The following is a 26378-nucleotide window of genomic DNA, read 5'->3' as shown; positions in this document are numbered from 1 at the left end:
GCGTTTTTTATCTCTGGTTGTAGGCATTGTCCTGCAATCTTTCGCTCGGAAAGAGCCATGAATTCCAATGGGGAAAGAAGATGTCTAATCCATTAACCGCAGAGCAAATGGCGCTCATCAACCAATATGACCAAGAGCAACGATTCAACTACTGCTTGAAAGAGATTGTGGTTAACCAGCAAGTATGGATTTTAAAAGATGAACACGGTTGCGTAATGCTCAATACGGAAGAGGAAGATTGCGTTCCAGTGTGGCCGCACCGTGAGTTTGCACAAGCGTGGGCAACCGGTGACTGGGCAGAGTGTGAGCCAGAATCGATTGGCCTTAACAAATGGTTTAGCCGTTGGACTCAGGGCTTGGAGCAAGATGATCTCTCCGTTGTTGTTTTTCCAAACGACAATGAAGAAGGAGTCATTTTATTTCCAGATGAGTTCGATTTTGAACTGAAAAAACTGGCAAATCGTCGCTAATCGCGTGTGGATTGAGCGAGATAACTAACGAAGCCATTCATAGAGCGGTGAAGAGTGTGCCTCTTGCACCGCTTTTTTTAATCTACCTTGCTGCTGATATTGTTTGATTTTGGTGCGGATCACCGACTGCACTTGGTGTTGGTTCATGCCCGTGGTGATATCGGGTTCGTAGAGTAGCCACAGTAAAACGACATCAAGGGGAGAGAGCAAATCTTCCGGGGTTCTATCGTTAAAAATGGAAGGGTAGGCAAGCTCTGAATCATTAGGCAGCCCCATCACTTGAGTAATTTCTTCCACGATACAGGCCAGCAGTTTGCCATGGTCACGTGCTTGGTCGACGGGGATGACGACCGACGCTGAAATAATCTCAGAAGTCACGATGTCGCTCTGGTAACTCGCTTGGCAAATCGCTCCATGCATCGACTGCGTGGCTGATTTTCCTGCTACTTCTTCTAGCACCTGCTGCCACTTTGATTGCTGGGTGAATACCCAAATCACATTCGCCTGAGTTTTGTCGCTCACCACCTGAATCGGGTGTTGGGTTATGGCCGAAAGATGGCTGAGGTGAGCTCGCGCAAGCTGTTCATGCAGATCACTATCAGGCACTTGATGTTCAAAATAAATCCGCAGGGGCTTGCGCCATTTACTGAGTGGTTTTTCACCTACGGAATATTCGTTGTGCATCGCTACGGCGAGAAAGGCTTGTTCGATAAAAGCGGGATCGCGCCAATTCTCTTGACCAAAGGCACTGTGGCTAATAAGGGTGAGAAGCCCGAGCGCAATCCCTCTTTTCATCACTCAATACTTAAAGGTGGGAGCCTTGGTAAAGTGGCTCTCAATCATACGTTGGGTGATCGGGTGCTGCGGGTCGGCCAACACTTCATGGGTATTGCCGGATTCCACCACATTCCCTTCATGCATCACGATGATTTTGTCAGTGATGTGCTTGATCACCCCGATATGCTGGGATACATACACAAACGAAACGCCCATTTCCTCTTGCAGTTCCAGAAATAGGTTGAGGATTTGCGAACGCATCGCCATATCCAGACCATTCAACGCTTCATCGGCAATAATGATGGATGGCTGCAAAATTAAGGCGCGAGCCAAACAAACCCGCTGTTTCTGTCCAGTTGCGAGCATTTGAGGATAAAAGTAGGCGTGTTCTGGCAGTAAACCAACGCGCTGCAAGGTATCTTTTACGCGGCGCATACGGGCTTCTGGCGGCATGCTGGTGTTCCGTTTCAGGGGGCCTTCCAGAATCTTGCCAATTTGTAGGCGCGGATTGAGCGACGTGTTGGGATCTTGGAAAATCATCCGGATGAGCTTACAGCGGGTCGCGTAATCTTTGTGTTCTAAAAGCTCACCGTTGACGCGGATTTCCCCCCCCGTTGGTGCGACCATTCCAGCCAGCATACGCGCGAGTGTGGATTTTCCTGAACCGTTTTGTCCAATAAAACCAATGGTTTGTCCCGCTTCCAAAGTAAAGCTAACGGGCTTCACCGCATGTTGGATCTGCTTGCGTAAAAAACCGGAACGAGTGACAAAGTCTTTATGTAGATCGGTGACTTCTAACAGCGCACTCATTGTGGTGTCTCCATATTCAACGGGAAATGGCAGGAAAACTTATGGTTTTTGACCCAACGTGAACGTGGCATTTCTACACATTGACGTTGCGCATAAGGGCAGCGAGGCCCTAAGCGACAACCAATTGGCAAATGTTGTAGTGGCGGAATCGAACCGGGCAGTGATTGTAATTTCTGCTTATGGGGTATCCAGTCACTGAAATCGGGCATTGCCTTTAGAAGTGCAGCCGTATAGGGATGCTTGGGTTCTACCACAATCTTTGCAGTGTCTGCCGATTCAACCGATTGGCCACAATACATCACCGTAATTCGATCTGCCCATTGGGTGATGGTGGTTAAGTCATGGCCAATCAGTAAGATTGAGGTACTGTTTACCTGATTCATCCGGCTGAGTAGACGTAAAATTTGCGATTGAGTGATGGGGTCAACGTCGTTTGTGGGTTCATCGGCGATCAGCAATTTCGGTTTCGCAGCAATCGCCATGGCAATCATCACTTTTTGACACTCACCGTCGGTCAGCTCATAAGGGTAGCTAGACATGATGTCTTTGTGATCTTTGATGCCGACTTTATGCAGCAGTGCGATGGCTTGCTTTTTGCGCCATGTAAAACGCTGCCACCAACGGCCTTCAAAAGTACGGAAAGGAATCGATTCGATCAACTGCTTGCCCACTTCTTCAGAAGGGTCAAGACAGGTGGAAGGCTCTTGGAAAATCATCGCCACATCACGTGCGATCACGCGTCTGCGTTCTCGTGGAGTCAGTTGCAGTAAATCAATGTTTCCAAGGCGCATACGGTCAGCCGTAACGCGCCAGTTTTCTTTACATACCCCAACCAACGCTTTAGCAACGAGGCTTTTGCCAGAGCCAGATTCACCCACTAAACCACGAATTTCACCTTCGTTCATGGTCAGGCTCATGCGATCTACAGCTTTCACTAAACCTTGCGGAGTATCAATTTCAATCGTCAGATGACGAATATCAAGAATAGGCATTATTCGACTCCTGCATTCAACGCTTGACGTGCGCCATCGCCGACAAGGTTAATGACCACGACCGTAAACATAGTCGCGAGACCGGGAAGAGTGACTGTCCAAGGTGCAATGTAGATAAGTTCGACCGCATTACCGAGCATGGAGCCCCATTCCGTACTAGGCGATTGTGCTCCGAGCCCAAGAAATCCCAGCGCGGTAATATCCAAAATAGCAATGGAAAGAGCCATAGTAATTTCGGTGACGATGATCGGCAGGATGTTGGGAAAAATGGAATGCCAAAGCAGATAAAACTCATTGGCACCATCTAAACGTGCGGCCATGACATAATCTTTTTCTACTTCATTATGTACTGCCACATACACTGAGCGAATAAAACGTGGGATCAACGCTAAGCCAATCGCAAGGAGTACGTTAAATTCGCCAGCCCCTAAAAAGGCGACAAAAATGATAGCCAGTAACAGTGACGGAATCGACATTACCGTATCGAGCAGATGGTTCAGTGTGCTGGAAAGCAAACCCTTGGTCATGCCCGCTAATGCACCAATGGTACCACCGAGTAACGTGGCAATCAGAGTGATGAGCACCGCAGCCCCGATACTCAGGAGTGAGCCATCAATCAGGCGAGATAAAATATCGCGTCCTAAGTCATCCGTGCCGAGGAAGTAATCAACACTACCGGCGGGATCCCAAGATGGGGGTACCAGTAATTTGCTGGAGTGCATTTGTGGATCATACGGTGCAAGCCAAGGAGATAGTGCGATCACGAGGGCTATAAACAGCAGGCACCATAATCCGAACATGGCGAGATTATTGGCTCGAAAGCTACGCCAGAAACGCTCAAACTGGGTTGGAATGTGTTCTTCTTGATAAATGCTATCGCTTAACATACCACTCTTTCCTTACCAAAGGGTTAGCCACCGCGCCGAGCAAATCAGAGAGAATGTTGGCGGTTAATACTAAGGTGCCGACCACGATAACACCGGCTTGAATCGACATAAAATCACGGTTAGCCAGCGCATCAAGCAGCCAACGACCAATGCCCGGCCAGTTAAAGATAGATTCAGTAATAATCGCCAGCGTCAGCATACTAGACAGTTGAACACCAAATTTTGGGATCATCGGAGGAATGGCATTACGTAAGACGTGTTGGGTAACGATTTCGTAATTGGATAAACCCTTAATTTTGGCTGCTCGGATGTAGTTTTGGTTCATTACTTCCGCAACCGATGCCCGCATTTGCCCAATCACTTGTGTGGTGGGAGCCAAAGCCAGCACCAAGCAGGGGAGCGTTAAATGTTCCAACACACTTTGGAGCGCTTGGCTGCGGTATTGCGACTGCGACATGAAGGCATCAATCAAGGCAAAGCCTGTCACATGCTCGATTTGATACAGTAAGTCATAGCGCCCTGCGACTGGGAAAAATTGAAAGTGCAGTGAGAACACCATAATCATCATTAAGGCGAGCCAAAAAATGGGCGCCGAATATCCAGACATGGAGATGAAAGAGATGATGGTGTCGAGCCATTTACCTTGTCGCATCCCAGCGATGGTTCCGATAGGAATACCCACCAGCAGTGACATAATGAAGGCAATAGAACACAGCTCAATGGTGGCCGGAAATACGACCGCTAACTCACTGAGAATCGAGACTCCATTTTTATTGACACCGAAATTGAGCTCCATTAACTGCACTAAGTAAATGGACCACCCTTGCCAAAAGCTGAACAAAGTCCATGGTGAATGGGGATCAAAGCGAGCGAGGCTGTAGCCGACCATGGTCAAGATTAAGAGTGTAATGATAAATAGGTTAAATTTTCGTACCGTATACACGAACATTACTCGGCCACCCTCTCAACGGTATTAAATGGCTGAACATTAAAAGGACTCATGCGAACCCCGGTTAGCGATTTACTGTAGGCGGTAAATTGTATGCCATGTGCAAGAGGGATCACGGGAAACTCTTGGTTAAGGATATTTTGCGCCTGATGATAGAGATTTAGGCGATAACGTGGTTTGTTGGCTTCTAAAGCTAAGTCTAGCAAGAAGTCAAAATCACTGTCACACCACATTGAGACGTTCAACCCTGCTCGATTGGAGTCACAAGAGAGCAAGGGGCGTAAGAAGTTATCTGGGTCACCTGTGTCACCGCGCCAGCCACTCAAAAACAGGTCAATATTGTTGCGTTCTGCAAGCTCTTGGCGTTCGGAGCGATCTTCGGTAATTAAGCGCAAGGTGACGCCAATATCAGCCAAGTTGGCTTGGATTAATTCTGCGGTTTTACGTGGGCTAGGGTTATACGCTTTGGGATCGACCGGAACTGACATGGTCAATTCAAGCCCATGTTCAAAACCCGCCTCGCGCAATAACGCTTGAGCATAATTGCGATCGTAACGGATTTGTACTGCATCTTGTTGGTAAGCCCAAGAAGTAGGAGGCAAGACCGTAAAGGCAATGCTACCAGTACCGTAATAAACGGAGTCCAAAATATTTTGCCGATTGATCGCAAAGTTTAGTGCTTTACGTACTCGGCTATCATTGAGCGCGGGATGTTGTGTGTTGACGGCAATAAACGCCACATTCATTGCTGGGGTTGTTGTCAGTTCAATATCCTGATTTTGTTCAATCGCCGGTACCTGACTGGAGATCGGTGCATGCAGAACATCGCATTCATTACGCAGTAATTTGGCGAGCATTCCGGTACCGCGTTGTGAAATATCAAACACCACTTGTTCAAGTTTAGCGACGCCATTCCAGTAGTGAGGGTGGCGCTTTAGGCGGATCAAATCACGCGGATGGTATTCAGTAAGATAAAAGGGGCCACTGCCGACAGGTAAGGTATCCAACTTCTCTTTTTCATCATCAATCATCAATTGGTTAGCGTATTCTAAAGAGAGAATGACGGCATGACTGGTGGCAATGTTAGACAAAAAACTGTTATCTGGGCGGCTTAAAATAAACTTCACTGTTAAGTCATCAATAGCCGTGACATCGACGAGTAAATTTTGGAAATCAATGCCTTTAAACCAAGGGTATTGGGCTTGGTTGATCTTATGGAAAGGGCTTGTCGGGTCAATGATGCGTCGGAAGCTGAAAACCACATCATCGGCGTTGAGTGGCCGAGTGGGGCTAAACCAAGCGGTAGTTTGAAACTCAACATTAGGGCGCAGAGTAAACAGATACTCGGTACCGCTCGCATTAACCGTCCATCCGCTGGCTACGCTCGGTACGGGTAATTGGGTTTGCGGATCAATCGTGAGCAAGGTGTCGTAGAGTTGCGGTCCGAGAGCATCGGAGGTGATATCGTTATCGACCAATTGTGGGTTAAAGGTAGATGGCGCGCTCTCACCACAGTAGACAAAACCACTGCTGCGAATCTTACTGTGATCGATGTGTTCTCCGCAGCCTGTCAGCAAACTCATGCTGAACAGTCCTAGGGTAAATCGTATAAATGCGTTCATAGTGATCTGAGTCAGTCACGAGGCGGAACTAGCATTACTAGTCAGCCTCAAAATCCCGTTAATTTACCATTGTTTTCTCGGCAAAACCAAATGAAATGGCGTATTTACAGTACATCACTCATCCGAGAGTGGGGTGTTTTCGTTACTCATCTGGGGGTATTTTCTGATCATCCCCCGAAATTGATGATAGCTCAGGCCTAACAAGTGCGCGGCTTGCTTTTGGTTAAACTTGGCTTGCGTCAGTGCCGCTTGCAGTAATTCAATGTCTAACTCTTGTTGCCATGTCTTATAGTCAATCGGTAATTGAAAACGGGGTGCCGTTGTGAGTGGCTCAATATTATTCGAGGTCTCTTGTGTGACAACGTCACCCGAATGGAATGGATTAAAAATCAGAGTTACAATGGGGTGGCGGTTTAGACCATGTTGATATACCGCACGCTCAACGACGTTTTTTAGCTCACGAACATTACCTGGCCAAGGATAGTGTTGTAGTTGCTTGCGTGCATCGTGGCTAAACCCAACAAACAGGGGGAGTTGGAGTTCGCGACACATCCGAATGGCAAAATGTTCAGCAAGTAGCAAAATATCGTCGGGTCGGTGACGTAAAGGTGGCAAGTGAATCACATCAAATGCCAATCTATCGAGCAGGTCTGCGCGAAACTGACCGTGCTCGGCCATTTTAGGCAAGTCAGCATTGGTTGCGCAGACCAAACGTACATTCGCATTCAGCACTTGATGGCCTCCCACGCGCTCGTACTGACCGTATTCAATCACTCGCAGCAGTTTTTCTTGTACCGCAAGTGGAGCCGTGGCTAACTCATCCAAGAAAAGCGTGCCATTCTCTGCGCGTTCAAACCGGCCTTGGTGACGACCTTTTGCTCCCGTGAAAGCGCCGGATTCGTGGCCAAAGAGTTCTGAATCGATCAATCCTTCACTGAGGGTTGAACAATTGAGTGAAATCAGTGGATGTTCCCAGCGCTTTGATAAGTAGTGCAGACGCTGTGCGATAAGTTCTTTACCGGTTCCTCGCTCACCGATTACAAGCACAGGACGCTCAATTGGAGCTAAGCGCGAAACTTTATCCAATACGGCTAAAAACGCGGGTGATTCGCCAAGTAAGCTCTGTTGCATCGCGATTCCTCAAAGTGGTGAAATTGACCAACTATTGGTGAATCTCATCATAGCATGCTCAGTCATAAAATGAGTTTATTTATAATGCTTTGAAAATAAAGATATTTTTTATTGGCATGTTATTTGGATTGTTCTTGGTATCCAACGCGCAGCATGGGGCTGTCGCTGCCATCGTGAGGCGTGGTTGCCTCGCACACTGACAGGAGAATCGTCATGGGTATTTTTTCTCGTTTTGCAGATATCGTAAATTCCAACATTAGTGCTCTACTGGATAAGGCAGAAGATCCAGAAAAAATGATCCGTCTGATCATCCAAGAGATGGAAGATACACTGGTTGAAGTGCGTACCAACTCTGCGAAAGCGATGGCCGACAAAAAAGAGTTGGCACGTAAAGTCGAGTCACTGGAAGCGCAGCTAGAAGATTGGCAAAACAAAGCGACACTGGCGCTCACCAAACAAAGGGAAGATTTGGCACGTGCGGCGCTGATTGAAAAGCAGAAGTTACAACAGGTATTGAAAGGCTTACATACCGAGCAGACGCTGGTTGAGGAAACCATTGATAAGCTGACGGGGGAGATTGGTAAGCTGGAAAGCAAAATCACCGAAACTCGTGCGAAGCAACAAGCGCTCGCGATACGTAGCCAAGCCGCAGGTCATCGCCGTGATGTGCAGCGCCACTTGCATGCGGGGCGTACAGAAGAAGCAATGGCGAAATTTGAACAGTTTTCACGTAAAGTGGATGAGTTAGAAGCGGAAGCGGATTTGTATGCTCAAGCTGGACAAACTCGCTCTTTGGAGCAAGAGTTTGCCGAGTTACAAGCTCAAGATGACATTGAAAAAGAGCTGAGCAAGCTAAAAGCTCAGATGAAATCAGACCAATAATTGGGAGTCGATTATGTCCTCATTCTTTATTGCCGTGCCGTTGATTGTTTTTTGTATCTTTGTCGCACCGCTCTGGCTACTCCTTCATTATCGAAGTAAGCGTCGAGCCGAATCTGGGCTTTCTGACGAAGAAATGCGCCAACTGCATTCTCTATCTGAAAAAGCTGAGCGCTTGCGTGGACGAGTGGAAAACCTTGAGCGGATTCTCGATGCCGAAGCGCCGAATTGGAGGCGTCATTATGAATAAAAGAGAGCTGTACCGCGATCCTATCAATGGCAAGTTAGCAGGAGTATGTGCGGGGCTTGCTAACTATTTTGGCCTTGAAACGTGGTTGGTGCGTATTCTGGTGATCACGGCAGCTTTATTGGGGGGAACTTTTCTTGTGTTGGTGGCGTATGTGGCGATGGCTTTGATGCTAGAAAAGCAGCCTGTAGACTACCAAGAGAGCTTGCGAGAAAAGCAGGAACACACCCTCAAAAATAAGGCTTGGGTACAAGGGCAAGATGCGCGTGGATTAATGCGCACCCTAGAGCAAGATCTGGATTCTGTTGACGGAAAAGTACGTACCATGGAAGCGTATGTCACTTCCGAAGCATTTAAAGTGAATCGTGAATTCCAAAACCTTTAAACATTTTTGAGTGGCAGGGTTGCCGCTTTTTTTGTGGGCGCAATTCTGTTTGTTGAGATTTTGTTTGCGATGAGAAACGGGAAAATGAAGACGACTCGTCGCAATTGAGTGACTGCGCGAGATTATCCCAGTTACCTGCTTCTCTCGGTATGACCAATCGTTGTATAAATGGGCATGATCATCTGATTTTGAGAGGCTTTATGACTGATATTGAACAACCGGTTTGCGCATGGGCGATGAATCATCCGTTAGAACGTGAATATCATGACAATGAGTGGGGCATTCCCGTACACGACGATACTCGGTTATTTGAGTTTCTTACCTTAGAAGGGGCACAAGCGGGACTAAGCTGGCTCACGGTATTGAAAAAACGTGAAGGGTATCGCCAAGCTTTTGTGGGCTATGATTTGCAGCGTTTAGCGCAATACGATGAAAGTCATGTTGATGTGATCATTGCTCATTACGATGTGGTGAAGCATCGCGGTAAAATTGCTTCAGTATTTTCTAATGCACGCGCCGCATTGGCTTTGCAAAAAGAATTCGGCTCACTGGATGCCGCGCTATGGCAGTTTGTGGACGGGAAACCCAAAATTAATCACTGGCAAAATATGAGTGAGGTTCCCGCTTCAACGGAAGAGTCTAAGGCCATGAGTAAATTTCTTAAAAAACGAGGATTTAAGTTTGTGGGTGAAACGATCTGCTATGCCTTTATGCAGGCTTGTGGATTAGTGAATGACCATATAGTGGGATGTGCAAATTCTCCCCATGCTGTCAAACAGTAGGGGCTAAAGCCCCTACAGATTAGAAAATAGAGGAGGGTTTATGCATTGGCTACCTGATTGTAGCGCGCAAAACCCGCTTCCAGATCGGCAATCAAGTCTTCTACGTCTTCTAACCCAATATGAACTCGGATTAATGTGCCTGCAAAGCGAGGGTTGGCGACGGAACGTAGAGTGTTAAAGGCTTTCGGTTCATGCGCTAATATCAAGCTTTCAAAACCACCCCAAGAAAATCCCATTCGGAAATGGCTCATCCCATCGAGTAGGGCGGTGGTTGCCGCTGGATGTGTGCTTTTTAGAACAAACGAGAAGAGCCCATTACCACCTTGGAAATCACGTTGGAAAAATGCATGTCCGGGGCAGGTTTCTAACGCAGGGTGGCGCACATGATCCACTTCTGGGCGTGTTTGTAACCACTGAGCAATGCGTAAACTATTTTGCTCATGCTGACGTAGACGCACATCGAGTGTGCGTAGGCCACGCATTGCCATATACACATCATCAGGTGAGGCATACTGACCCATCAAGTAACTGTGTTCTCGTAACTGTTCCCAACATTTTTCGTTGGCGACAGCAGTGCCAAGCATGACATCTGAGTGACCCACAATGTATTTAGTGGCGGCTTGAATTGAAATATCTACGCCGTGTTCAAATGGAGAGAACAGCACACCCGCGGCCCACGTATTATCGAGCATTACGATAACGTCATGCTCATGAGCGATACGAGAAAGTGTTGGGATATCCTGCACTTCCATGGTGAGTGAGCCAGGGGATTCAGTAAACAGCACCTTGGTATTGGGTTGGATCAGTTCACGAATGCCATCACCGACCATAGGGTCGTAATAGGTGGTTGAAACGCCAAGCTTTTTGAGCACCTTTTCACAAAAGTCTCTTGTAGGTTCGTAACAGGTATCAACCATCAAAATATGGTCGCCTTGCGCTACAAAAGAGAGAATAGCATTGGTGATCGCTGCTGCACCGCAAGGGTAGAGTACGCATCCTGCTCCGCCTTCAACTTCAACCATAGCGTCTTGAAAAGCAAAATGGGTGGTCGTGCCACGACGTCCGTAAAACAGAGTTTTGTTTGCGCGATTTACGGCCGCCTGATTTTTTTGCGCAACACTATCGAAAACGACGGTTGATGCACGTTGTACGGGGGGATTGACCACTCCGAGAGTCCATTTTTTACTGCGCCCCGCAGTGACTAGGCGGGTTTTATTACCTTCTGACATCGGCTGTCCTTGTCTGACTTTATAAAAGTTTATTTAAAACACGGAGCCGCGCAGGATTGCAACCCTGCGCAGTGAGAAAACTACAGAAGAGGATTAAATAGATAGAAGATTCGCTCTAAGAACCGGTTATGCCATGGCCGCTGTACCCATTCCGCTTCAATCACAGGATGAGATTGCAGAATGTATTGCTGTTGTAGCCAATGCATTTGCTGGGTAAATTCTAGATCATCTACGGCGAGTGTAAGCTCAAAATTAAGCCACAGGCTGCGCATATCCAGATTTACGGTTCCGACTAAACAAAATTGTTGGTCAATCACCACGGATTTGGTGTGCAGCAAGCCGCCATCGAATTCATGAATGTTTACTCCAGCTTCAAGTAACTCGCCGTAAAAAGCCCGTGAAGCCCATTGCACCATCAGTGAATCATTCTTTTTCGGAATGATAATATCGACATGGATCCCTCGTTGAGCGGTCATTTTCAACGTTGCGAGTAAATCTGCGCTAGGAACAAAATAAGGCGTTGTAATACAAACAGAACGGTTAGCCTGGTTGATGGCTAAGGTGAGCACTTGCGAGATCAAATTCTCTGGCATCCCAGGACCTGACGGCACCACTTGGATGGGATGCTGAGGTTGATTAGGCTCAAGGCTGCACTCTGGACTTTGAGGGAATAGGCGTAATCCCGTTTCAAATTCCCAATCCCAACAGTGAATGGCAGAAAGTACGTTCACCGTAGGGCCAGTGACACGTACCATGATATCGATCCATTGCCCCACCCCCGCGTTTTGCTTGAAGTACGCTGGGTCAACCATGTTCATTGAACCGGTATAGGCGATTTCATCATCAATCACGATGATTTTGCGATGTTGGCGCAAATCCAGTCTGCGCAGGAAAATACGCCATGGACTCACTTCCAAGGCTTGAACCACTTCAATCCCAGCATCACGCATCATTTGTACCCAAGGGCTGCGGAAAAATCGCGGGCTTCCTGCGGAATCAAGGAGAAGTTTGACATCCACGCCACGTTTGGCGGCTTGAATCAAAGCCGAAGCAACGCCATCGGCTAAACCTCCGGGATGCCAAATATAAAAAACCATGCGAACTTGAAATTGAGCGCGTTCAATATCCTCAATCACCGCATGTAAAATTTCATTAGGGGAGTTCAGAAGCGATAGAGTATTGCCACTGAGGGCAGGGATGCCCATCCGGTTATTACATAACTCATCAATACGAGAAATATGAGCACCCATGCCTTCTTGCACATGGGCTTGGCAATCATTTAAAGAACGAAACCAATGACCAAAAGGGGTAAACATCTCTTTAGCACGTTCCGCCCTTTTGCGGCCAAGATTGAGCTCGCCAAATAGGAAATAACAAAGTACGCCAACAAATGGAATGATGTAGATCACCATCAGCCAAGCCAACGATACACTGACCGCACGCCGTTTAAGAACCACACGAATAGTCACACCTGCTACTAATAACCAGTAGATACCAATACTAAGCAGGGTGAGAAAGTGATAGAGCTTGTCCATTCTTATCCAAGAAGAAACTGAAATTCATTTGGGATAGTAAAGCGAAAGCATAAGAGAAGAAAGCGAAGTGGCCAAATTAATCGAAGAGTTTGGCAGGATGATCTTGTTATTAATTTGTAAAAATAAGTGCAACGCGTCAGCTTTCGAGTGAAAAATAAACAAACACACCGCAAAATTAAATTGCTGATAGCAAAATAGACTGTTCGGACTTCCAATTTTATTCTCGAACTGATTTACTTGCCATACTTCTAAAGTTAGTGATGACTTTATCGGGTGTAATTATTATTTTACACCTGCAAATAACTAAGCAAACACAATTCATTGGTAGCAAATATGGCGAGTAGCTCTAGAGGTCAATTTTCCTCTCGATTTGGTTTTATTATGGCCGCGGCAGGTTCTGCGGTAGGTCTTGGCAATGTGTGGGGATTTCCCACTCAGGCCGCGAGTAATGGTGGTGCCGTTTTCCTTTTGGTCTACCTGTGTATGGTGTTTTTATTGGCTTACCCTATGTTGGTGGCAGAGCTAACTATTGGCCGTTATGGTCAATCAAACCCGATTCGATCATTTCGTGCCGTTTGGCCTAAAGGTAAAGTGGGTGCGATTCTACTGGGCTTGGTTGGGATGGTGGTGGTTTCACTCATCCTCAGCTTCTATGCGATTGTCGCTGGATGGTTAGTAGGGTCACTGTTTGGTAGCGGTCTAACACTGGTGGGTGGAGAGAGTGCAAGTCATTGGTTAACCTCTTTTAGTACCGAGAGAAATCTTGTTTTGATGATGGCCTTCATGGCTTTAACCATGTTTGTCGTGCGCAACGGCGTTGCAGACGGCATCGAAAAATGGTCCACCCGACTGATGCCGCTGTTGTTCGTTCTGTTTGGCCTATTGACGGTGTATATCTTCACCCAAGAAGGTGCGATGGACGGGCTCAAAATGTATTTGGTTCCAGATCTCAGCCATTTCACGCCACAGGTCGTGGTCAGTGCGATGGGGCAAGCCTTCTTCTCACTCTCTTTAGGTGTGTGTGTGATGACCACCTATGGCTCGTATCTTAATAAAGAAGCCAACTTGCCAAAAACCGCCGCTCAAGTGGCATTGATTGATACGGGTGTTGCGTTTATTGCGGGATTGATGGTTTTGCCTGCTATGTTTGTGGCGAAACACAACGGGGTAGAAATTTTCTCCACCTCCGGCGAGTTACTCAACTCTGATACTTTAGTGTTCACGGTTCTGCCAGCGATGTTTGACACCATGGGCGCGATTGGTGCGGTGATTGGCATCATCTTCTTCTTGTTAATGATCATTGCAGCGTTAACCTCTTCCATCTCCATGTTAGAAGTACCGGTAGCTTGTGCTGTTGAAGAATTACAGCAAAAACGTTCTACTGCGGTATTGTGGATTGGTGGTTTAGTCACGGTGATTTCAGGTGTGATTGTTCTGAACTTCTCAAGTCTATTCGGATTGGTTATTGAGTTCACAACCGTTTATTCACAACCGATTATTGCACTGCTGATTACGTTGATTGCTGGTTGGATTTGGAATCGTAACCAGATCCTGTCTGAGCTAAAACAAGGTTGCCCGGATGTTGAAAACAGTCTGTTCTGGAAGATTTGGCCTTGGTATGTGCGTCTGGTCTGCCCAGTTCTGATGTTGATGGTATTTTTTGCCTAATCGAAACTTCAGAGAGACAAGTTCTACAGTAAAGCGGCTTTCGAGCCGCTTTTTCTTTAGGCTGAAAGGGTTTTAAGTATAATCACGTCGCAAAGTGAGGCGTATTTATGTTTGATATTCTGTTTACCCATCCTGATTTTCTGCTTATCAACAAACATCCTGATGTGTCAGTCCATAAAGATGATGGGGATACGATGCTACTTCAAGAAGTGGCAGCGCAAAGCGGTGACCACCAACTCTATTTGGTACATCGTTTAGATAAGATGACTTCGGGGATTTTATTGCTGGCGAGGAATGCCGCAGCCGCGAGCGAGTTATCACAAGGTTTTGCCAAACGTTCGGTTGAAAAATTCTATTTAGCGATTGGGAGTAAAAAACCGAAAAAGAAGCAGGGTTTGGTGAGTGGTGATATGGAGCGCTCACGTCGCTCATCATGGAAACTTCTGAATTCACAACATAATCCAGCTGTAACTCAGTTTTTTTCCACCACAGCGGCACCGGGTGAGCGACTGTTTTTATGTAAACCCCACACAGGAAAAACCCACCAAATTCGCGTGGCACTTAAGTCTATAGGATCGGCAATTGTCGGGGATCCTATTTACAATACTGCGGATGAGGCCGATCGCGGTTATTTACACGCTTTTGCGTTGCGTTTTGCCTATCAAGGTGAGGTCTACCAATGGTTGTGTGATCCGCGCCAGTTTTCACACTTAGGTAAAAAATGGCAGGAAGATGCGGTGGGTCAAGGCATTGAAAGTTGGCTATCTCCATGGGATTTGCCTTGGCCAGTCTTGAAGGTGAGCGCGAAAGAGTAAGCTCGTTTTAGCGTGGAAATTCACCCTCATTGTCTACGGTTTAGGCGATGAGGGTAGAAGATTACGGCTGTGCAGCTTCGCTCTTTTCTGCAAGCTGCAATGTTTGGAAGCCATAATAAATACGAGTTATGGTGGTAAACCAACAGGCTGCGCCAAACACCCAAGCGATGGTTGAGAAAGCGTTAGGGAAAAGGCACATCAGTGCAAAACACACGATAGTCTCGGTCCCTTCGGTGAGTCCACTCATGTAATACAAAGACTTGTGCTGATAAACTGGGTTAGCGATGCTACGTTTACTGGCCATTACCGCGAAGGCGAGAAAGCTACTGCCTGTGCCGATAAAGGCAAAAATTAAGAAGGCTCCTGCAATCGCGTTGTGGTCGGGATTGGCAAGAACAAAACCAAACGGTACTAAAGAGTAAAACAAAAAATCGAGGCTGATGTCGAGAAATCCACCAGCATCAGTCAAACCTTGGCGGCGTGCCAGTGCGCCATCGAGCCCATCACAAATGCGGTTTACGGCAATCAGAATCAGCGCGAGCCCATATTGTTCCATTGCAAGAGCCGGTAGCGCGAGAACGCCAACGGCGAAACCCAGCAGTGTCACCTGGTTGGCCGTGATGTTGGCTTTATCCAACACGCTGGCTATTTGAGTAACTGGCCAGCGAATCGCTTTGATAGCGTAACGATCAAGCATGCTTCACCTCGGTTGGCCATTCAATGACACGGCTGCTTACCGGTACATCATCATCATCATGAGTCACCATTAAGGTCGGAATTCCTGCACTGGTAAGTTGGCTAAATACCCAGTCACGAAATTGGCTGCGCAACGTTTTATCCAGTTTACTGAACGGTTCATCTAGCAGGACTAATTTGGGCTCAGCAAGCAACATGCGCATCAAGCTAATCCGCGCTCGTTGTCCACCTGAAATCTGTTCTGGAAAGGAGCTAGCGAGATCGGTGAGCGCTATTTTCTTGAGTGCCGCTAGCGCGATTTTTTTGCGCTGTTCTCCTTTCACGGTATTGGGGAGTGCAAACGCGAGATTCTCCCACACATTCAGATGTGGGAAGAGTAAGTCATCTTGGAACAAAATACCGACTTGGCGCTGGTGGGCTGGCAATGAGTTGAGTTGAACATCACCGAGTTTAAGGGTGCCTTGAAAGGTAAAATCCGTCGCGAGATGCCCTGCAATCACACTGAGTAGCGTTGATTTTCCGCAGCCGCTAGGCCCCATTAAACTAACAATCTCACCTTCTGCAATAGTCAGGTTAAAGTCTGCCAATAGGCAGCTACCGTCTTGTCTATGGATGGCGAGGTTTTCGAGAGAAAAAATCATGAAATACCACTTTAAATTGGACTGCTCGATGGCGGTGAATTTGCACGCGTCCGAGCAAAAGGGCAAGAGAAAAGAACACAAAAGGCAATACGGCTTGGCAGATTGCGTAAATCGCCGCCACTCGGCGATCATAACCACTGGAAAGTGCAACCGCTTCGGTGGTGATGGTTGTTAAACGCCCACCACCCAACATTAAGGTGGGAAGATATTGAGCAAGACTAACGCTGATCCCCACTGCCCACGCATAAAGCAAGGCTGGAAATAGCAATGGCAGTTTTATTTTCCAGAAGATCTGCCATTCATTTTTACCTAAGCTGCGAGCCATTTTTGAATAATCGGGATTGTAACTTTGCCATGGGCCGCTGAGCGCAAGGTAGACCAAGGGAAAAGCAAAAAAGGTGTGCGCCCAAACCACCCATAGAGCATACGCATTTGAGGCAATCACCAATGACAAGACTTGAAGCCCAAACAGCAGTGAGAGTTGTGGCAACAACATCGGTAGCGCTATCAAATAGACTGGGATAACCCGTTGACTCTGTAAACGATACTCTTGGGCGAATACAGCAATCAGCAATGCGAGGGTGCCGGAGCACAGAGCAAGTTGCACACTGGTTTCTATGTTCAGCAATACATTTGGCCATTCGTCTTGCCAAAACTGCAGAGTCCATTGAGTCGGAAAGAGATCTGGGAAACGCCAACGTTGTGCCACGCTCCACGTTGCTGTGAGAGGAATTATCATCGCTGAAGTGAGCAGCAAAAGGGTAAGTAAGGTTTTTTGTGGTAGCGGGGGCGCATAGCGGCCGGAGAATTGCCAACCACGAAAACCGCGAGTCAGTAACCATTCGATCATCCAGATGATGAGCAACATAACCGTGGCGAGTAGCAAGAGGAGTACTGCACCAGATGCTGCTCTTGGCAGTAAACTCAAATCGGGTTCATTAAACCACTGCCATACTAATACTGAGAAAGTGGGCGGCGTGGTCGGCCCCAAGACTAAACTGAAATCAACCACAGAAATTGCGTAAGCGGCGACTGCAAATAAGGTAAAACGAATTTTGCGTAACCATTGTGGAAAGACGACTTTCCACCACATCTGTTGCGGTGAATAACCTAGTGAAGCGCTCAGCGTTTGGATTTTGGCTAAATTAAGCTGCTGCAAAATCGGTAAGCTGATCAGCAAAATAAAAGGGACTTCTTTAATGGCCAAGGCCAACGTAAGGCCGAGAGCATAAGGGTCATGTACCAAGCCAGTGATCTCTTGGCTGTGATCTCGATATTGAAATAGCTCATGCAGCAGGCGAGCAAACCAACCTGTCGACGAAAACAAAAATGCAAACCCAATCGCAAAGGCGACATGGGGCAGGGCAAGCAGTAGCGAGAGGCTGTTTTCGATACGTTGCCATCGAGGATGCGACCAGAAGCGCTGTAAAATGGCGAAGCTGATGAAAAGGGCTAAATAAGTGCTCAATAGGGCAGAGCTGAACGATAGCAGTAAGGCGTATTCAACGCCTTGCCACTGCCATACTTGGCTAAAACCTTGTAACGAAAAAGCCGAGTGTTCAAGCGCGCTCAGGCAGCCTAAAGAGGAGATCACAACCCCCGCCAATCCGGGTAGGATTGGCGCGATACAAAGACAGATCAAGCTCCAATAAACGTACCTGAGCATGGGGCAATACCGTTACTTCAAACTGTTGCCGTAACGTTTTTGCCATTCGGTTTCTAGTGCGCTTTGCCAGCTTGGGTGAGGTTCTGCAATGGCTGGGAACAGCATAGTGTTTTTCGCACTGCCATTGAGATATTGCGGTTTAAGTACCGAAGGATCTCCCCAAATCGCTAAGTCACCTTTACGTGACTGAGCTTCCCCACTGAGCAAGAAATTGATAGCCACTAAAGCGCCTTCTTTGGCATTGGCATTCCAAGGAATCGCTAAAAAGTGAATGTTGGTCAATGCGCCATTTTTCATCGCATAAGTTTGTGCGGTTGGGGCTAATTTCCCGGTCGCTTGCGCTGAAAAAACCGCATTAGGGTTGAAAGTGATCGCGAGATCTAATTGCCCATCATCCAGCAGTTGCATCATTTGCGCGGAACCTGAAGGAAACTGTTTGCCTTTACGCCAAGCGACGGCATGCAACTCATCCAAATATTGCCAGAGCGGTTGAGTGATTTGCTGGAAAGTGGCGGGATCGACAGGATGATTCAATTCAGGGGCGTACTGAGTAAGCTCAATTAACGCGGCTTTTAAGAAGCTGGTGCCATGAAACTCAGGTGGTTGTGGGTAACTAATGCGATTTGGAAAGGCTTGCGCATAGCTCAGTAATTCTGCAAATGATGCCGGAGGATTATTCAGTAGTTGCTTGTCATGGATAAACACCAATTGCCCCACCCCCCACGGTGCTTCTAGCCCTTCGGTGGGTTCAGAAAAGTCACTGCCTACGGGCAGGGATTGATCGACCATTGACCAGCTAGGTAACATCTCAACAAACGGGCCATATAGTAACCCATTGTTTTTCATGGATTTGAAGTTTTCACCGTTAATCCACACCAGATCAACACTGCCTTGTTCGTTTTTACCTGCCGCTTTTTCGGCAATTAAACGAGTGGTTGTTTCAGAAATGTCGGTCACTTTGACATGTTGCAGAGTAATGCCATAACGCGACTTAAGTAGATCGGCAGACCAGCGCAAATAGCTATTAATTTCTTGGCTACCGCCCCATGCGTGAAAGTAAACGGTTTGCCCACGAGCTTTTTCAGTGATGTCTTCCCATGACTGCGCAGAAACGGTAAGTGAAAGGGCGCACGCAGAGAAGAAGGTCAGCAGTTTTTTCATGAATTGTCCTTATTATTCGACGGTATCGTGTTCTTAGACCGACAAAATGATGCTTGTCTTTCATTATGAAGGAAAAAAACCAAAATGCTCGGTTTCCTTGTTGTCTGTAGGGAAATGAAGATACAAAAACGGCAGCTTAATCCGCTGCCGTTAAACGCTCAATCGCTCTGAAATGAGGGTTAGTTTACCCAGTCACGTAGAGTGAACGTTAGAGTGTGAACATCGTTTTTCAGGGTCAATGTTTCTTTGGTTAGGGTGATGTTGCTCCAGTCGGTCAGTGTTTGTGACACGGCTTGTTCCGTATCCATCACATCACCTAGACACATCTTCATGGTCATCCCCATTTTTTCGATGCGGAATTGGTTATCTTTAAGTTCTGCTTTACCAAAGAAGTTGTTACAGCCGGCATTGCCGCTGGCCATCATTTTCTCACCGATTTCTAAACGAGGTGCTTCATTGTGTTCATCTTTCGCCACATCTTTGCCATCAATTTGGGTCAGTTGCCAATTGTGGTGTTGAAGATCTTGAGCAGTAATTTGCACGTTATCACCATTGCTTGCACAAGCTGTCATCAATACAGGTAGGGTAATTGCAGCAAGTAACGATTTTGAACTAAGCTTCATAATATTCACTCCGAATGTGGAAACCCGCACAGTATAGTGAATAAAACACTGTTTTTGTCAGCATAAGGTCATGGTTTATATGAAACTTTGAACCTAGTCGCTTTAGAGGCGAGCCAGAAGTTAGTCAATAAGGATGTGAGTTACTCATGGAGCAACTTGAGTTTTTCAATATTGTCAGCCCTTGCGTTGGGGTATGTAGTGTCGATGAGAAAGGCTATTGCAAAGGTTGCCTACGCAAGCGGGAAGAGCGTTTTGGTTGGTTGAGTATGACCCCAGCTCAGCAATTGCATGTGATTAAACTTTGTCGACAGCGTTATCGCCGTAAACAGGCGGAGGCGCGTGGTCAGAAGCAAACAGAGAGCCTGAGCGAAAGTGAACCGCTAACGACTGACGCTCAGCCCACTCTGTTTTGAGTGGATCATTCAGACCATAAGTCACTGACCCAACCTCCCACTTGATCATCAAAATGGTTACCAGCAAACTTGCGAGGTTCGTTGGCATTAGGATCTGTTACTTGGGTCATCATTTCGTAAATATACCGAGCCATTGGGTCGCTGCAACTTTCCACTCGTTGTCTACGTGTGGCGACCTCTTTAATCATTTTCAGGCGAAAACTCTTACTGTTACGTTTCATTGGCAAACCTCCGATTTTCGAGCGACTGAGTTAAAAAGTTAGAACTCAGTCACACTATCGTCAACGTTCATTTGCCGTACATTTTCTAATGCTATCCTCGCCGTTTATTTCGCTATCTCATTCATAGTATTCAGTGCTAGGCCTCGATTTGCCCCAATTAGGGGCTAATCAAGCGATTTTTTAAAGCGCATGGCGGCAATCAGTAATCCCAAAATGGTAAACAGCGCTAACCAGAGGGTATCGCGCCACAAATCCACTAAGTCTGCACCACGTAACACAATTCCTCGGATCACCCGCATAAAGTGTGTGGCGGGCAGTACTTCAGATATCCACTGTGCCGCAATAGGCATGCCTTCATACGGGAACATGAACCCGGAGAGCAGAATAGAAGGCAGTAGGATGAACACCGTCATCTGCATGGCTTGTAGTTGAGTGTTGGCAATGGTTGATATGACTAAACCTAAGGTCAAGCTGGCGGAAATAAACAGCAATGTGCCAAATAAAATCTGGCTGAGTGAGCCATTGATTGGAACCGCAAAGATAAAATGCCCCAAGCCAAGAATAATCACCACTTGGATGAGTCCAACAAAAATATAAGGCACGATCTTACCAATCATCAGCTCAATCGAGTGTACGGGCGTGGTAATTAGTAGCTCCAAATTTCCGCGCTCGCGTTCACGCACAATCGCGGCACTGGTAAATAGGATCATCGTCATGGTCAAAATGACCCCAAGCAGGCCGGGAACAATATTGACGGCTGAACGTCGGCTAGGGTTGTAAAGCAATGTGATTTCAAAAGTGCGAGAGGCCGGTGGTGTTTTCAGCACCGTAAAGTCGGTGAGAGGCATATTTTTTAGGCCACTCAGCGCGCCGGCAATCATGGTGTCAGAACCATCAATCAGCCATTGCCCAAGTTCACGCTGCTGCTGACTGCGTGTCACCAAATCTTTAGGCAAAATCAGCGCGGCGCGAATGACGCCACTTTCGATGGATTGTTCCGCTTCTGGCACGGTGAAGTAATGCTGCTTGACGCTGACAACTTGGGTGACTTTCACTGACTCCACTAAAAGCCTGCTGAATGTAGAATGGCTTTGATCGACAACACCGATAGGAATATTACGTACATCAGTATTGATGGCAAACCCAAACAACAACAGTTGGATGAGGGGGATCATCACAACCATGCCGAAGGTAATTCGATCTCGTGACAATTGACGAAACTCTTTGACCAGAACTGCTTTGATCCGAAATAGGCTGTTCATTGTCGCCCCTTACCCGTCACGGTGACGAACACATCTTCCAAACTTGGCCGTGCCAAAGTCAGTTCTGCTTGTGCTAAATGCGGGAACGTGCGGCGCAGCCAAAGAATGGGGTCATCGACTTGTCGATAAATCAATACGCGTAAGCGCACTCCCAATTGTGCCGCCGAGCGAACTTGCGGCAAGGTAAGCAACTGCTCTTTTAAATGACGCAGAGCAGGGGCTTTGATCTCAACAATATTCACGCCCATTTGTTGCATGAGCTTTTCCGGTTCATCATCGGCGCGGATCTCGCCTGCCTCCATAATGGCCAAGCGGTGGCAGCGTTCTGCTTCATCCATGTAATGAGTTGTGACCAGTATCGTGGTGCCTTGTGAAGAGAGATCAAACAACTGTTCCCAAAATTCTCTCCGGTTTTCGGGATCGACGGCAGAAGTAGGCTCATCGAGAAACAGTAACTCTGGATTGTGCATAGTGGCTGCGGCTAATCCTAAGCGCTGTTTTTGCCCACCACTCATGCCTGAGACTCGCTGTTTACGACGTTCATCCAGGCCGTAGGTTTTCAGTTGCTCTTGGGTCCGCTGTTTTAAGGTGCGTCGATTCATGCCAAAAATTTGGCCGATAAACTGCAAGTTTTCTTGAACGGTGAGATCGTCATACAGAGAGAATTTCTGCGTCATATAACCAATTTTCAAACGCAGCAGTTCGGATTGCTTGGGAATTGAGAGCCCAAGTACGTTGACCTGTCCTGCCGTGGGTTGTAACAACCCCGTGAGCACACGAATTGTGGTCGATTTACCGCAACCATTCGGCCCTAGAAAGCCATAGATGCTGCCGCGTTCCACTTTTAAGTTAATGTTTTCTATAGCGGTAAAGTGCCCAAATTGTTTGACGACATTTTCGGCATGGATGGCGTAATCGCTCATTGTGGCTCCTTACGGCAAATCGACTTGGGCGGGCAAACCCGATGGCAGTGACATCGCACTCTCAGGGAGATCCACTTCGGCCAAATACATCAAGCGTGAGCGCTCTTTTTCTGTTAATGCATAGTAAGGGGTAAACGACGGCTCACTGGCAATCCACCGAACCTTGCCTTGATAGGTCGTCTCAATACCGTCAACATGAACTTGCACGATTTGACCTAAGGTAAAACTTGCCCGATGGGTTTCAGGGACATAAACCCGCGCATAAGGTGTGCGATTGGCTTGTACAATGGCCACGATCGTATTGGCGGTGACACGCTCACCTAAGTGATAGGGCACGCTATCCAAGATGCCGTCACGGGTAGCGATGATGGTAAGTTCATCCAGTTTTTGCTGCTGTAAAGCCACGTTAGCTTGAGCTGCGGCCAGTTCCGCACGTGCTTGTTCGATGTCTTCGATGCGTGCTCCTGCGGTCAGCTTGCTGAACTCTTCACGGGCTGAGGCTAGCTCAGCGCGGGCGGAATCGCGTGCCGATCGCGCGGTATCCACCTCGGATTGACTGATCAGGCGTTTTTCAACAAGGTCTGTTTTACGGCGTAGGGTGAGATCGGCTTCTTGGTAGAGGGCATCTGCTTTAGCGACTCGCGCTTGCGCGACCGCAAGATCTTCTGGTCGCTCGCCATTGGTCAGCTTACTGAGCGAAGCCTGCGCTTTGGCTTGTTGTGCCATGGCTTGGTTGAGTAGGGCTGATTGAGTTCGGGTATCGAGTTTGACCAAAACGTCACCCACTTTCACGAAAGCGCCTTCATCTTTTGGAAGCTCACGAATGATTTCATTGCTGGTGGCGCTGAATGTAATGCGGTCACGCTCTAAAGTGCCGAGTGCTTGAGGGGGAACTTCTGGCGTACATGCGCTCAGTAATAAGACGAAAAGTGCTGCAATTGAAAAGGATTGGGTCATGTTTTCCACCGCCATTTTGCTCGACAACCGATTTACACCTTGAGTTAAGTGTATGTTGTGAAGATGAAATCTTGCACTGATTATCAACGAACTCTGTGACTGGCAGTACCGGATTTATTCATCATAAAGACGGCAATGTGGAATTTGGCTCCCATTAGGGAGCCAACAAGGGAGGAGGATCAGCGCAGTAGGCTGTAAATCAGAGCCGAAACGGCAAGCAAACCCACGATCAGAACAAAGAACGTGCTGAACCGGTGTTGATGTGCGTGCAACGCTGGCACTTTGAATACGGCAATCATCGGCATGATAAACAGAATCATCGCGATGACGGGGCCAGAAAGTGCTTCCATCATGCCCAAAATACTTGGATTGATGATCGCAGCAATCCAAATGGTGACAAACAGAAAAACGATGGTGATACGCTCGGCAAAGCGCATGGTGACACCGAGGTTCTTGGTCAATAATCCCGTTAGGCTTTCTCGCGCACCGAGGAAGTGGCCTAAGAAAGAAGAGGTAATCGCAATGAAAGCCACCAATGGGCCTAAGGTGGCGATAAAGGGATTATCGGTCACATTCGCTAAATACGTCAGCACGGAAACATTTTGGGCTTTCGCCTCTTGCAGAGCTTGTGGTGAAAGGGCCAACACACAAGAGAAAACAAACAGCAATACAAACAGAATTAATACCACGCTGGTGCGGCGTAAAATCTGCTCAGATTTTTGATCCGCCTGCTGACCATAATGACGACGCTGGATATTAGCAAAACTTGAAATGGCGGCCGCATGGCTGAATGAGAAGACCACCACCGGAACGGCAAGCCACACGGTGTGTAAGAAATCGCTGGTTTGCGGGAAATCAAACGAAGGCATAGACCAGTAAGGGATCAAGTAAAGCGAAAGTAGAGCGAGAATGGCCGCTAACGGATAAACCATCACAGCAAATGCGCGGAGCATAATTTTTTCGCCACTGAGCATGATCGCGATAAGTGCAAACACTAAAACACCAGAAAGCAGCGCACGCGGTGGCGATACGAGATCGGCTTGATTGACTAAAAAGCTGTCGACAGTATTGGTTAAACCAACACCATAGATGAGCAAAATAGGAAAAATAGAGAGAAAGTAGAGTAGGGAGATTAAACGGCCAGCATTTTGGCCAAAATGCTCTTCGACGACATCGGTAAAATCTGCATTCTGACGGCGAGAGGAAAGCACAAACCGCGCAAGTCCGCGATGCGAAAGATAGGTCATTGGGAATGCCAGTACCGCCATAAGAACCAGTGGCCAAAAACCACCCAGACCAATGTTAATCGGTAAAAATAAAATACCGGCACCCACAGCAGTACCGAATAAGCTCAGTAGCCAATAGGTATCATGTTGGGTCCAATTCGTTGAACGGGCAGCACTAAATTGGGTAACTTCCTGAGAGTCTTTCACTGAAATCTCACTTATCTAAAAATAATAATGCGGCGAATCCTACTCCTATTAGTGGTTATGATCATTTTGAGAGGCTGGTCATATTCACTGCTATTGTCCACTTGTGCTTACCTTGCAAACTATGAAATTTTGAAAAACTTGGCGTTTAATTCTTTATTTGTTAGTAATTATTGAAATTTAATTCTTAAATTTTATTTTTTTCAGTAACTTTGATTGTTTGCTTGGTTTTTGTTCAAACATAGGTAAGAGGATGCGCAAATAAGAATAGAGACTGGCATGCGGCACGAATTTCGCGCACAATCGCCGTCATAACTATCCGAATGAACAACATAATTAATGCGTACACGTTTTCCTGCTGAGCTGCTGCTTGTATTGACAACCCTGTTGGCTGCTGGGGGATGGGTTTTCTCGAAGCAAGCGATTCAAGAACTTCCTCCTTTTGGCTTTATTGGCCTGCGTTTTATTGCTGCGTCACTTTGTTTACTTCCTTTTTGCTTAGGCGCGCTGAAAAAAGCATCGCGTCAAGCGTGTTTGCAATCGATGGGGGTGGGGGTTTTACTCGCCGCGTCACTTTTTTGTTGGATCCACGCTATTTCAATCAGCGATACCTTAGGGGAGGGAGCATTTATCATGAGCCTTTCTATGCTGTTTGTGCCGTTATTCGCTTGGCCGATTTTTGGTCAGCGACCAATGCGTGCTTTTTGGCGATCCTTACCCGTTGCGGTCGTTGGATTGTTTTTACTGGCATGGAATGGAACATGGCACTTTGCGGCAAATCAGTTGTGGTTTTTAGCCGCCTCTTGTTGTTTGGCTATGCATTTTAACTTCAATAGTCGCTTTTCTAGCCAACTTCCACCCATGTTACTGACCACGCTGCAATTATTCACTGCTGGGTGTTTGGGCGTTTTATTATCGTGGTTGACCGAAAGTTGGCCAAGCAGCATTAGCCCTGTCACGTGGAAGTGGTTCGCGCTGAGTGTATTACTCGCGACCAGTTTGCGTTATTTAATGCAAACGATGGGGCAAAAAGGAGCTAACCCGACCAATGCCGCGTTACTCATGTTGCTTGAACCGATCTGGACCTTGGTGCTGAGTGTGGTGATTTACGATGAGACGATGCCATTGAATAAAATGGTTGGTTGTGGATTTCTATTGGCGTCGTTGCTCTTGTATCGAGTAAGTGTGCTGCGCTTACGTTAGCCCA

Annotated in this window: 28 protein-coding genes; 9 read left to right on the top strand and 19 right to left on the bottom strand. The window is 47.2% G+C overall.

Translation table 11 applies throughout. From position 1 onward, the window contains the following. Positions 1-80 precede the first annotated feature (80 nt). Positions 81-470 carry a DUF2750 domain-containing protein gene (locus MKA69_RS11980; protein WP_095469952.1) on the top strand — a complete coding sequence of 130 codons (390 nt, stop codon included), beginning with the start codon at positions 81-83 and terminating at the stop codon, positions 468-470. A 24-nt stretch (positions 471-494) separates the two neighbouring features. Here MKA69_RS11980 and MKA69_RS11975 read toward each other — a convergent pair whose 3' ends face one another. From MKA69_RS11975 to pspF, 7 genes are all read right to left on the bottom strand, one after another. Next, positions 495-1268 carry a DUF2927 domain-containing protein gene (locus tag MKA69_RS11975; RefSeq protein WP_305848117.1) on the bottom strand — a complete coding sequence of 258 codons (774 nt, stop codon included), beginning with the start codon at positions 1266-1268 and terminating at the stop codon, positions 495-497. Next, positions 1269-2057 (bottom strand): ATP-binding cassette domain-containing protein, encoded by a 789-nt coding sequence (locus tag MKA69_RS11970; RefSeq protein WP_055033549.1) that lies wholly within the window; start codon positions 2055-2057, stop codon positions 1269-1271. It abuts the gene before it with no gap. Beyond that, positions 2054-3049: an oligopeptide/dipeptide ABC transporter ATP-binding protein gene (locus MKA69_RS11965; RefSeq protein WP_001121919.1), complete on the bottom strand. Its 996-nt coding sequence runs from the start codon at positions 3047-3049 to the stop codon at positions 2054-2056. Before MKA69_RS11965 ends, MKA69_RS11970 begins: the two co-directional genes overlap by 4 nt. Beyond that, complete coding sequence (locus tag MKA69_RS11960) at positions 3049-3936, bottom strand: ABC transporter permease subunit (RefSeq protein WP_000947595.1); 888 nt, start codon at positions 3934-3936, stop codon at positions 3049-3051. The genes MKA69_RS11965 and MKA69_RS11960 overlap by 1 nt, the downstream gene beginning before the upstream one ends. After that, complete coding sequence (locus MKA69_RS11955; RefSeq protein ID WP_000498490.1) at positions 3923-4885, bottom strand: ABC transporter permease subunit; 963 nt, start codon at positions 4883-4885, stop codon at positions 3923-3925. The genes MKA69_RS11960 and MKA69_RS11955 overlap by 14 nt, the downstream gene beginning before the upstream one ends. Continuing rightward, complete coding sequence (locus MKA69_RS11950; RefSeq protein WP_170937866.1) at positions 4885-6468, bottom strand: ABC transporter substrate-binding protein; 1584 nt, start codon at positions 6466-6468, stop codon at positions 4885-4887. The genes MKA69_RS11955 and MKA69_RS11950 overlap by 1 nt, the downstream gene beginning before the upstream one ends. A 153-nt stretch (positions 6469-6621) precedes the next feature. Beyond that, positions 6622-7638, bottom strand: coding sequence for a phage shock protein operon transcriptional activator (gene pspF / locus MKA69_RS11945; protein WP_305848116.1), 1017 nt, complete (start codon positions 7636-7638; stop codon positions 6622-6624). Between the two features lie 213 nt (positions 7639-7851). On the opposite strand from pspF, the gene pspA reads away from it, so the two are divergent. The 4 genes from pspA (at position 7852) to MKA69_RS11925 (ending at position 9931) form a co-directional block, all read left to right on the top strand. Next, positions 7852-8520, top strand: a complete 669-nt coding sequence (pspA, locus tag MKA69_RS11940) for a phage shock protein PspA (RefSeq protein ID WP_055064888.1) — start codon at positions 7852-7854, stop codon at positions 8518-8520. A gap of 13 nt (positions 8521-8533) precedes the next feature. Then, a complete protein-coding gene (gene pspB, locus MKA69_RS11935; RefSeq protein WP_000093880.1) occupies positions 8534-8767 on the top strand; it encodes an envelope stress response membrane protein PspB in 234 nt (77 codons plus the stop codon). Next, complete coding sequence (gene pspC, locus MKA69_RS11930) at positions 8760-9149, top strand: envelope stress response membrane protein PspC (protein ID WP_055029741.1); 390 nt, start codon at positions 8760-8762, stop codon at positions 9147-9149. Before pspB ends, pspC begins: the two co-directional genes overlap by 8 nt. A 200-nt stretch (positions 9150-9349) precedes the next feature. Then, complete coding sequence (locus tag MKA69_RS11925; protein ID WP_055031465.1) at positions 9350-9931, top strand: DNA-3-methyladenine glycosylase I; 582 nt, start codon at positions 9350-9352, stop codon at positions 9929-9931. A 38-nt stretch (positions 9932-9969) separates the two neighbouring features. Here MKA69_RS11925 and MKA69_RS11920 read toward each other — a convergent pair whose 3' ends face one another. Then, a complete protein-coding gene (locus MKA69_RS11920) occupies positions 9970-11160 on the bottom strand; it encodes a cystathionine beta-lyase (protein ID WP_305848115.1) in 1191 nt (396 codons plus the stop codon). An 80-nt stretch (positions 11161-11240) separates the two neighbouring features. Continuing rightward, the gene (gene cls, locus MKA69_RS11915; protein WP_055029743.1) at positions 11241-12695 is read right to left on the bottom strand and encodes a cardiolipin synthase; all 1455 of its coding nucleotides are present in this window, start codon (positions 12693-12695) and stop codon (positions 11241-11243) included. Positions 12696-13028: 333 nt separating this feature from the next. Between cls and MKA69_RS11910 the strand changes: the two genes are divergently transcribed. Continuing rightward, positions 13029-14363 carry a sodium-dependent transporter gene (locus MKA69_RS11910; RefSeq protein WP_162231938.1) on the top strand — a complete coding sequence of 445 codons (1335 nt, stop codon included), beginning with the start codon at positions 13029-13031 and terminating at the stop codon, positions 14361-14363. Between the two features lie 107 nt (positions 14364-14470). Beyond that, on the top strand, positions 14471-15178 hold the full coding sequence (locus tag MKA69_RS11905; protein WP_305848114.1) for a TIGR01621 family pseudouridine synthase: 708 nt from the start codon (positions 14471-14473) through the stop codon (positions 15176-15178). A gap of 61 nt (positions 15179-15239) precedes the next feature. Here the strand turns inward: MKA69_RS11905 and MKA69_RS11900 are convergent, their stop codons facing one another. The 5 genes from MKA69_RS11900 to MKA69_RS11880 form a co-directional block, all read right to left on the bottom strand. Beyond that, positions 15240-15875, bottom strand: a complete 636-nt coding sequence (locus MKA69_RS11900) for a CDP-alcohol phosphatidyltransferase family protein (protein ID WP_305848113.1) — start codon at positions 15873-15875, stop codon at positions 15240-15242. Further along, complete coding sequence (locus tag MKA69_RS11895) at positions 15868-16515, bottom strand: ATP-binding cassette domain-containing protein (protein WP_305848112.1); 648 nt, start codon at positions 16513-16515, stop codon at positions 15868-15870. The genes MKA69_RS11900 and MKA69_RS11895 overlap by 8 nt, the downstream gene beginning before the upstream one ends. Beyond that, entirely contained in the window at positions 16481-18181 is a 1701-nt protein-coding gene (locus MKA69_RS11890) for an ABC transporter permease (RefSeq protein WP_055029746.1), read from the bottom strand. Before MKA69_RS11890 ends, MKA69_RS11895 begins: the two co-directional genes overlap by 35 nt. 12 nt (positions 18182-18193) lie before the next feature. After that, entirely contained in the window at positions 18194-19342 is a 1149-nt protein-coding gene (locus MKA69_RS11885) for an ABC transporter substrate-binding protein (RefSeq protein WP_305848111.1), read from the bottom strand. A 179-nt stretch (positions 19343-19521) separates the two neighbouring features. Further along, positions 19522-19965: an META domain-containing protein gene (locus tag MKA69_RS11880; RefSeq protein ID WP_000778139.1), complete on the bottom strand. Its 444-nt coding sequence runs from the start codon at positions 19963-19965 to the stop codon at positions 19522-19524. 146 nt (positions 19966-20111) lie between these two features. On the opposite strand from MKA69_RS11880, the gene MKA69_RS11875 reads away from it, so the two are divergent. Further along, complete coding sequence (locus MKA69_RS11875) at positions 20112-20378, top strand: DUF1289 domain-containing protein (protein WP_000436145.1); 267 nt, start codon at positions 20112-20114, stop codon at positions 20376-20378. Positions 20379-20383: 5 nt separating this feature from the next. On the opposite strand, the gene MKA69_RS11870 is transcribed toward MKA69_RS11875, so the two are convergent. From MKA69_RS11870 to MKA69_RS11850, 5 genes are all read right to left on the bottom strand, one after another. Continuing rightward, positions 20384-20599 carry a hypothetical protein gene (locus MKA69_RS11870; RefSeq protein ID WP_000828209.1) on the bottom strand — a complete coding sequence of 72 codons (216 nt, stop codon included), beginning with the start codon at positions 20597-20599 and terminating at the stop codon, positions 20384-20386. A 164-nt stretch (positions 20600-20763) separates the two neighbouring features. Then, positions 20764-21861 carry an ABC transporter permease gene (locus MKA69_RS11865; protein ID WP_305848110.1) on the bottom strand — a complete coding sequence of 366 codons (1098 nt, stop codon included), beginning with the start codon at positions 21859-21861 and terminating at the stop codon, positions 20764-20766. Next, a complete protein-coding gene (locus MKA69_RS11860; RefSeq protein WP_001286640.1) occupies positions 21858-22784 on the bottom strand; it encodes an ABC transporter ATP-binding protein in 927 nt (308 codons plus the stop codon). The genes MKA69_RS11865 and MKA69_RS11860 overlap by 4 nt, the downstream gene beginning before the upstream one ends. A gap of 9 nt (positions 22785-22793) precedes the next feature. After that, the gene (locus MKA69_RS11855; protein ID WP_305848109.1) at positions 22794-23741 is read right to left on the bottom strand and encodes an HlyD family secretion protein; all 948 of its coding nucleotides are present in this window, start codon (positions 23739-23741) and stop codon (positions 22794-22796) included. 179 nt (positions 23742-23920) lie between these two features. Next, positions 23921-25174, bottom strand: a complete 1254-nt coding sequence (locus MKA69_RS11850; RefSeq protein ID WP_055029749.1) for an aromatic amino acid transport family protein — start codon at positions 25172-25174, stop codon at positions 23921-23923. Positions 25175-25510: 336 nt separating this feature from the next. On the opposite strand from MKA69_RS11850, the gene MKA69_RS11845 reads away from it, so the two are divergent. Next, on the top strand, positions 25511-26374 hold the full coding sequence (locus tag MKA69_RS11845) for a DMT family transporter (protein ID WP_095456907.1): 864 nt from the start codon (positions 25511-25513) through the stop codon (positions 26372-26374). The last annotated feature ends 4 nt before the right edge of the window (positions 26375-26378 follow it).

Source organism: Vibrio sp. AH4 (genome assembly GCF_030710545.1).
In the GTDB taxonomy this organism is placed as follows: Bacteria; Pseudomonadota; Gammaproteobacteria; order Enterobacterales; family Vibrionaceae; genus Vibrio; species Vibrio metoecus.
This window is presented reverse-complemented; position numbering and strand designations above follow the sequence as displayed.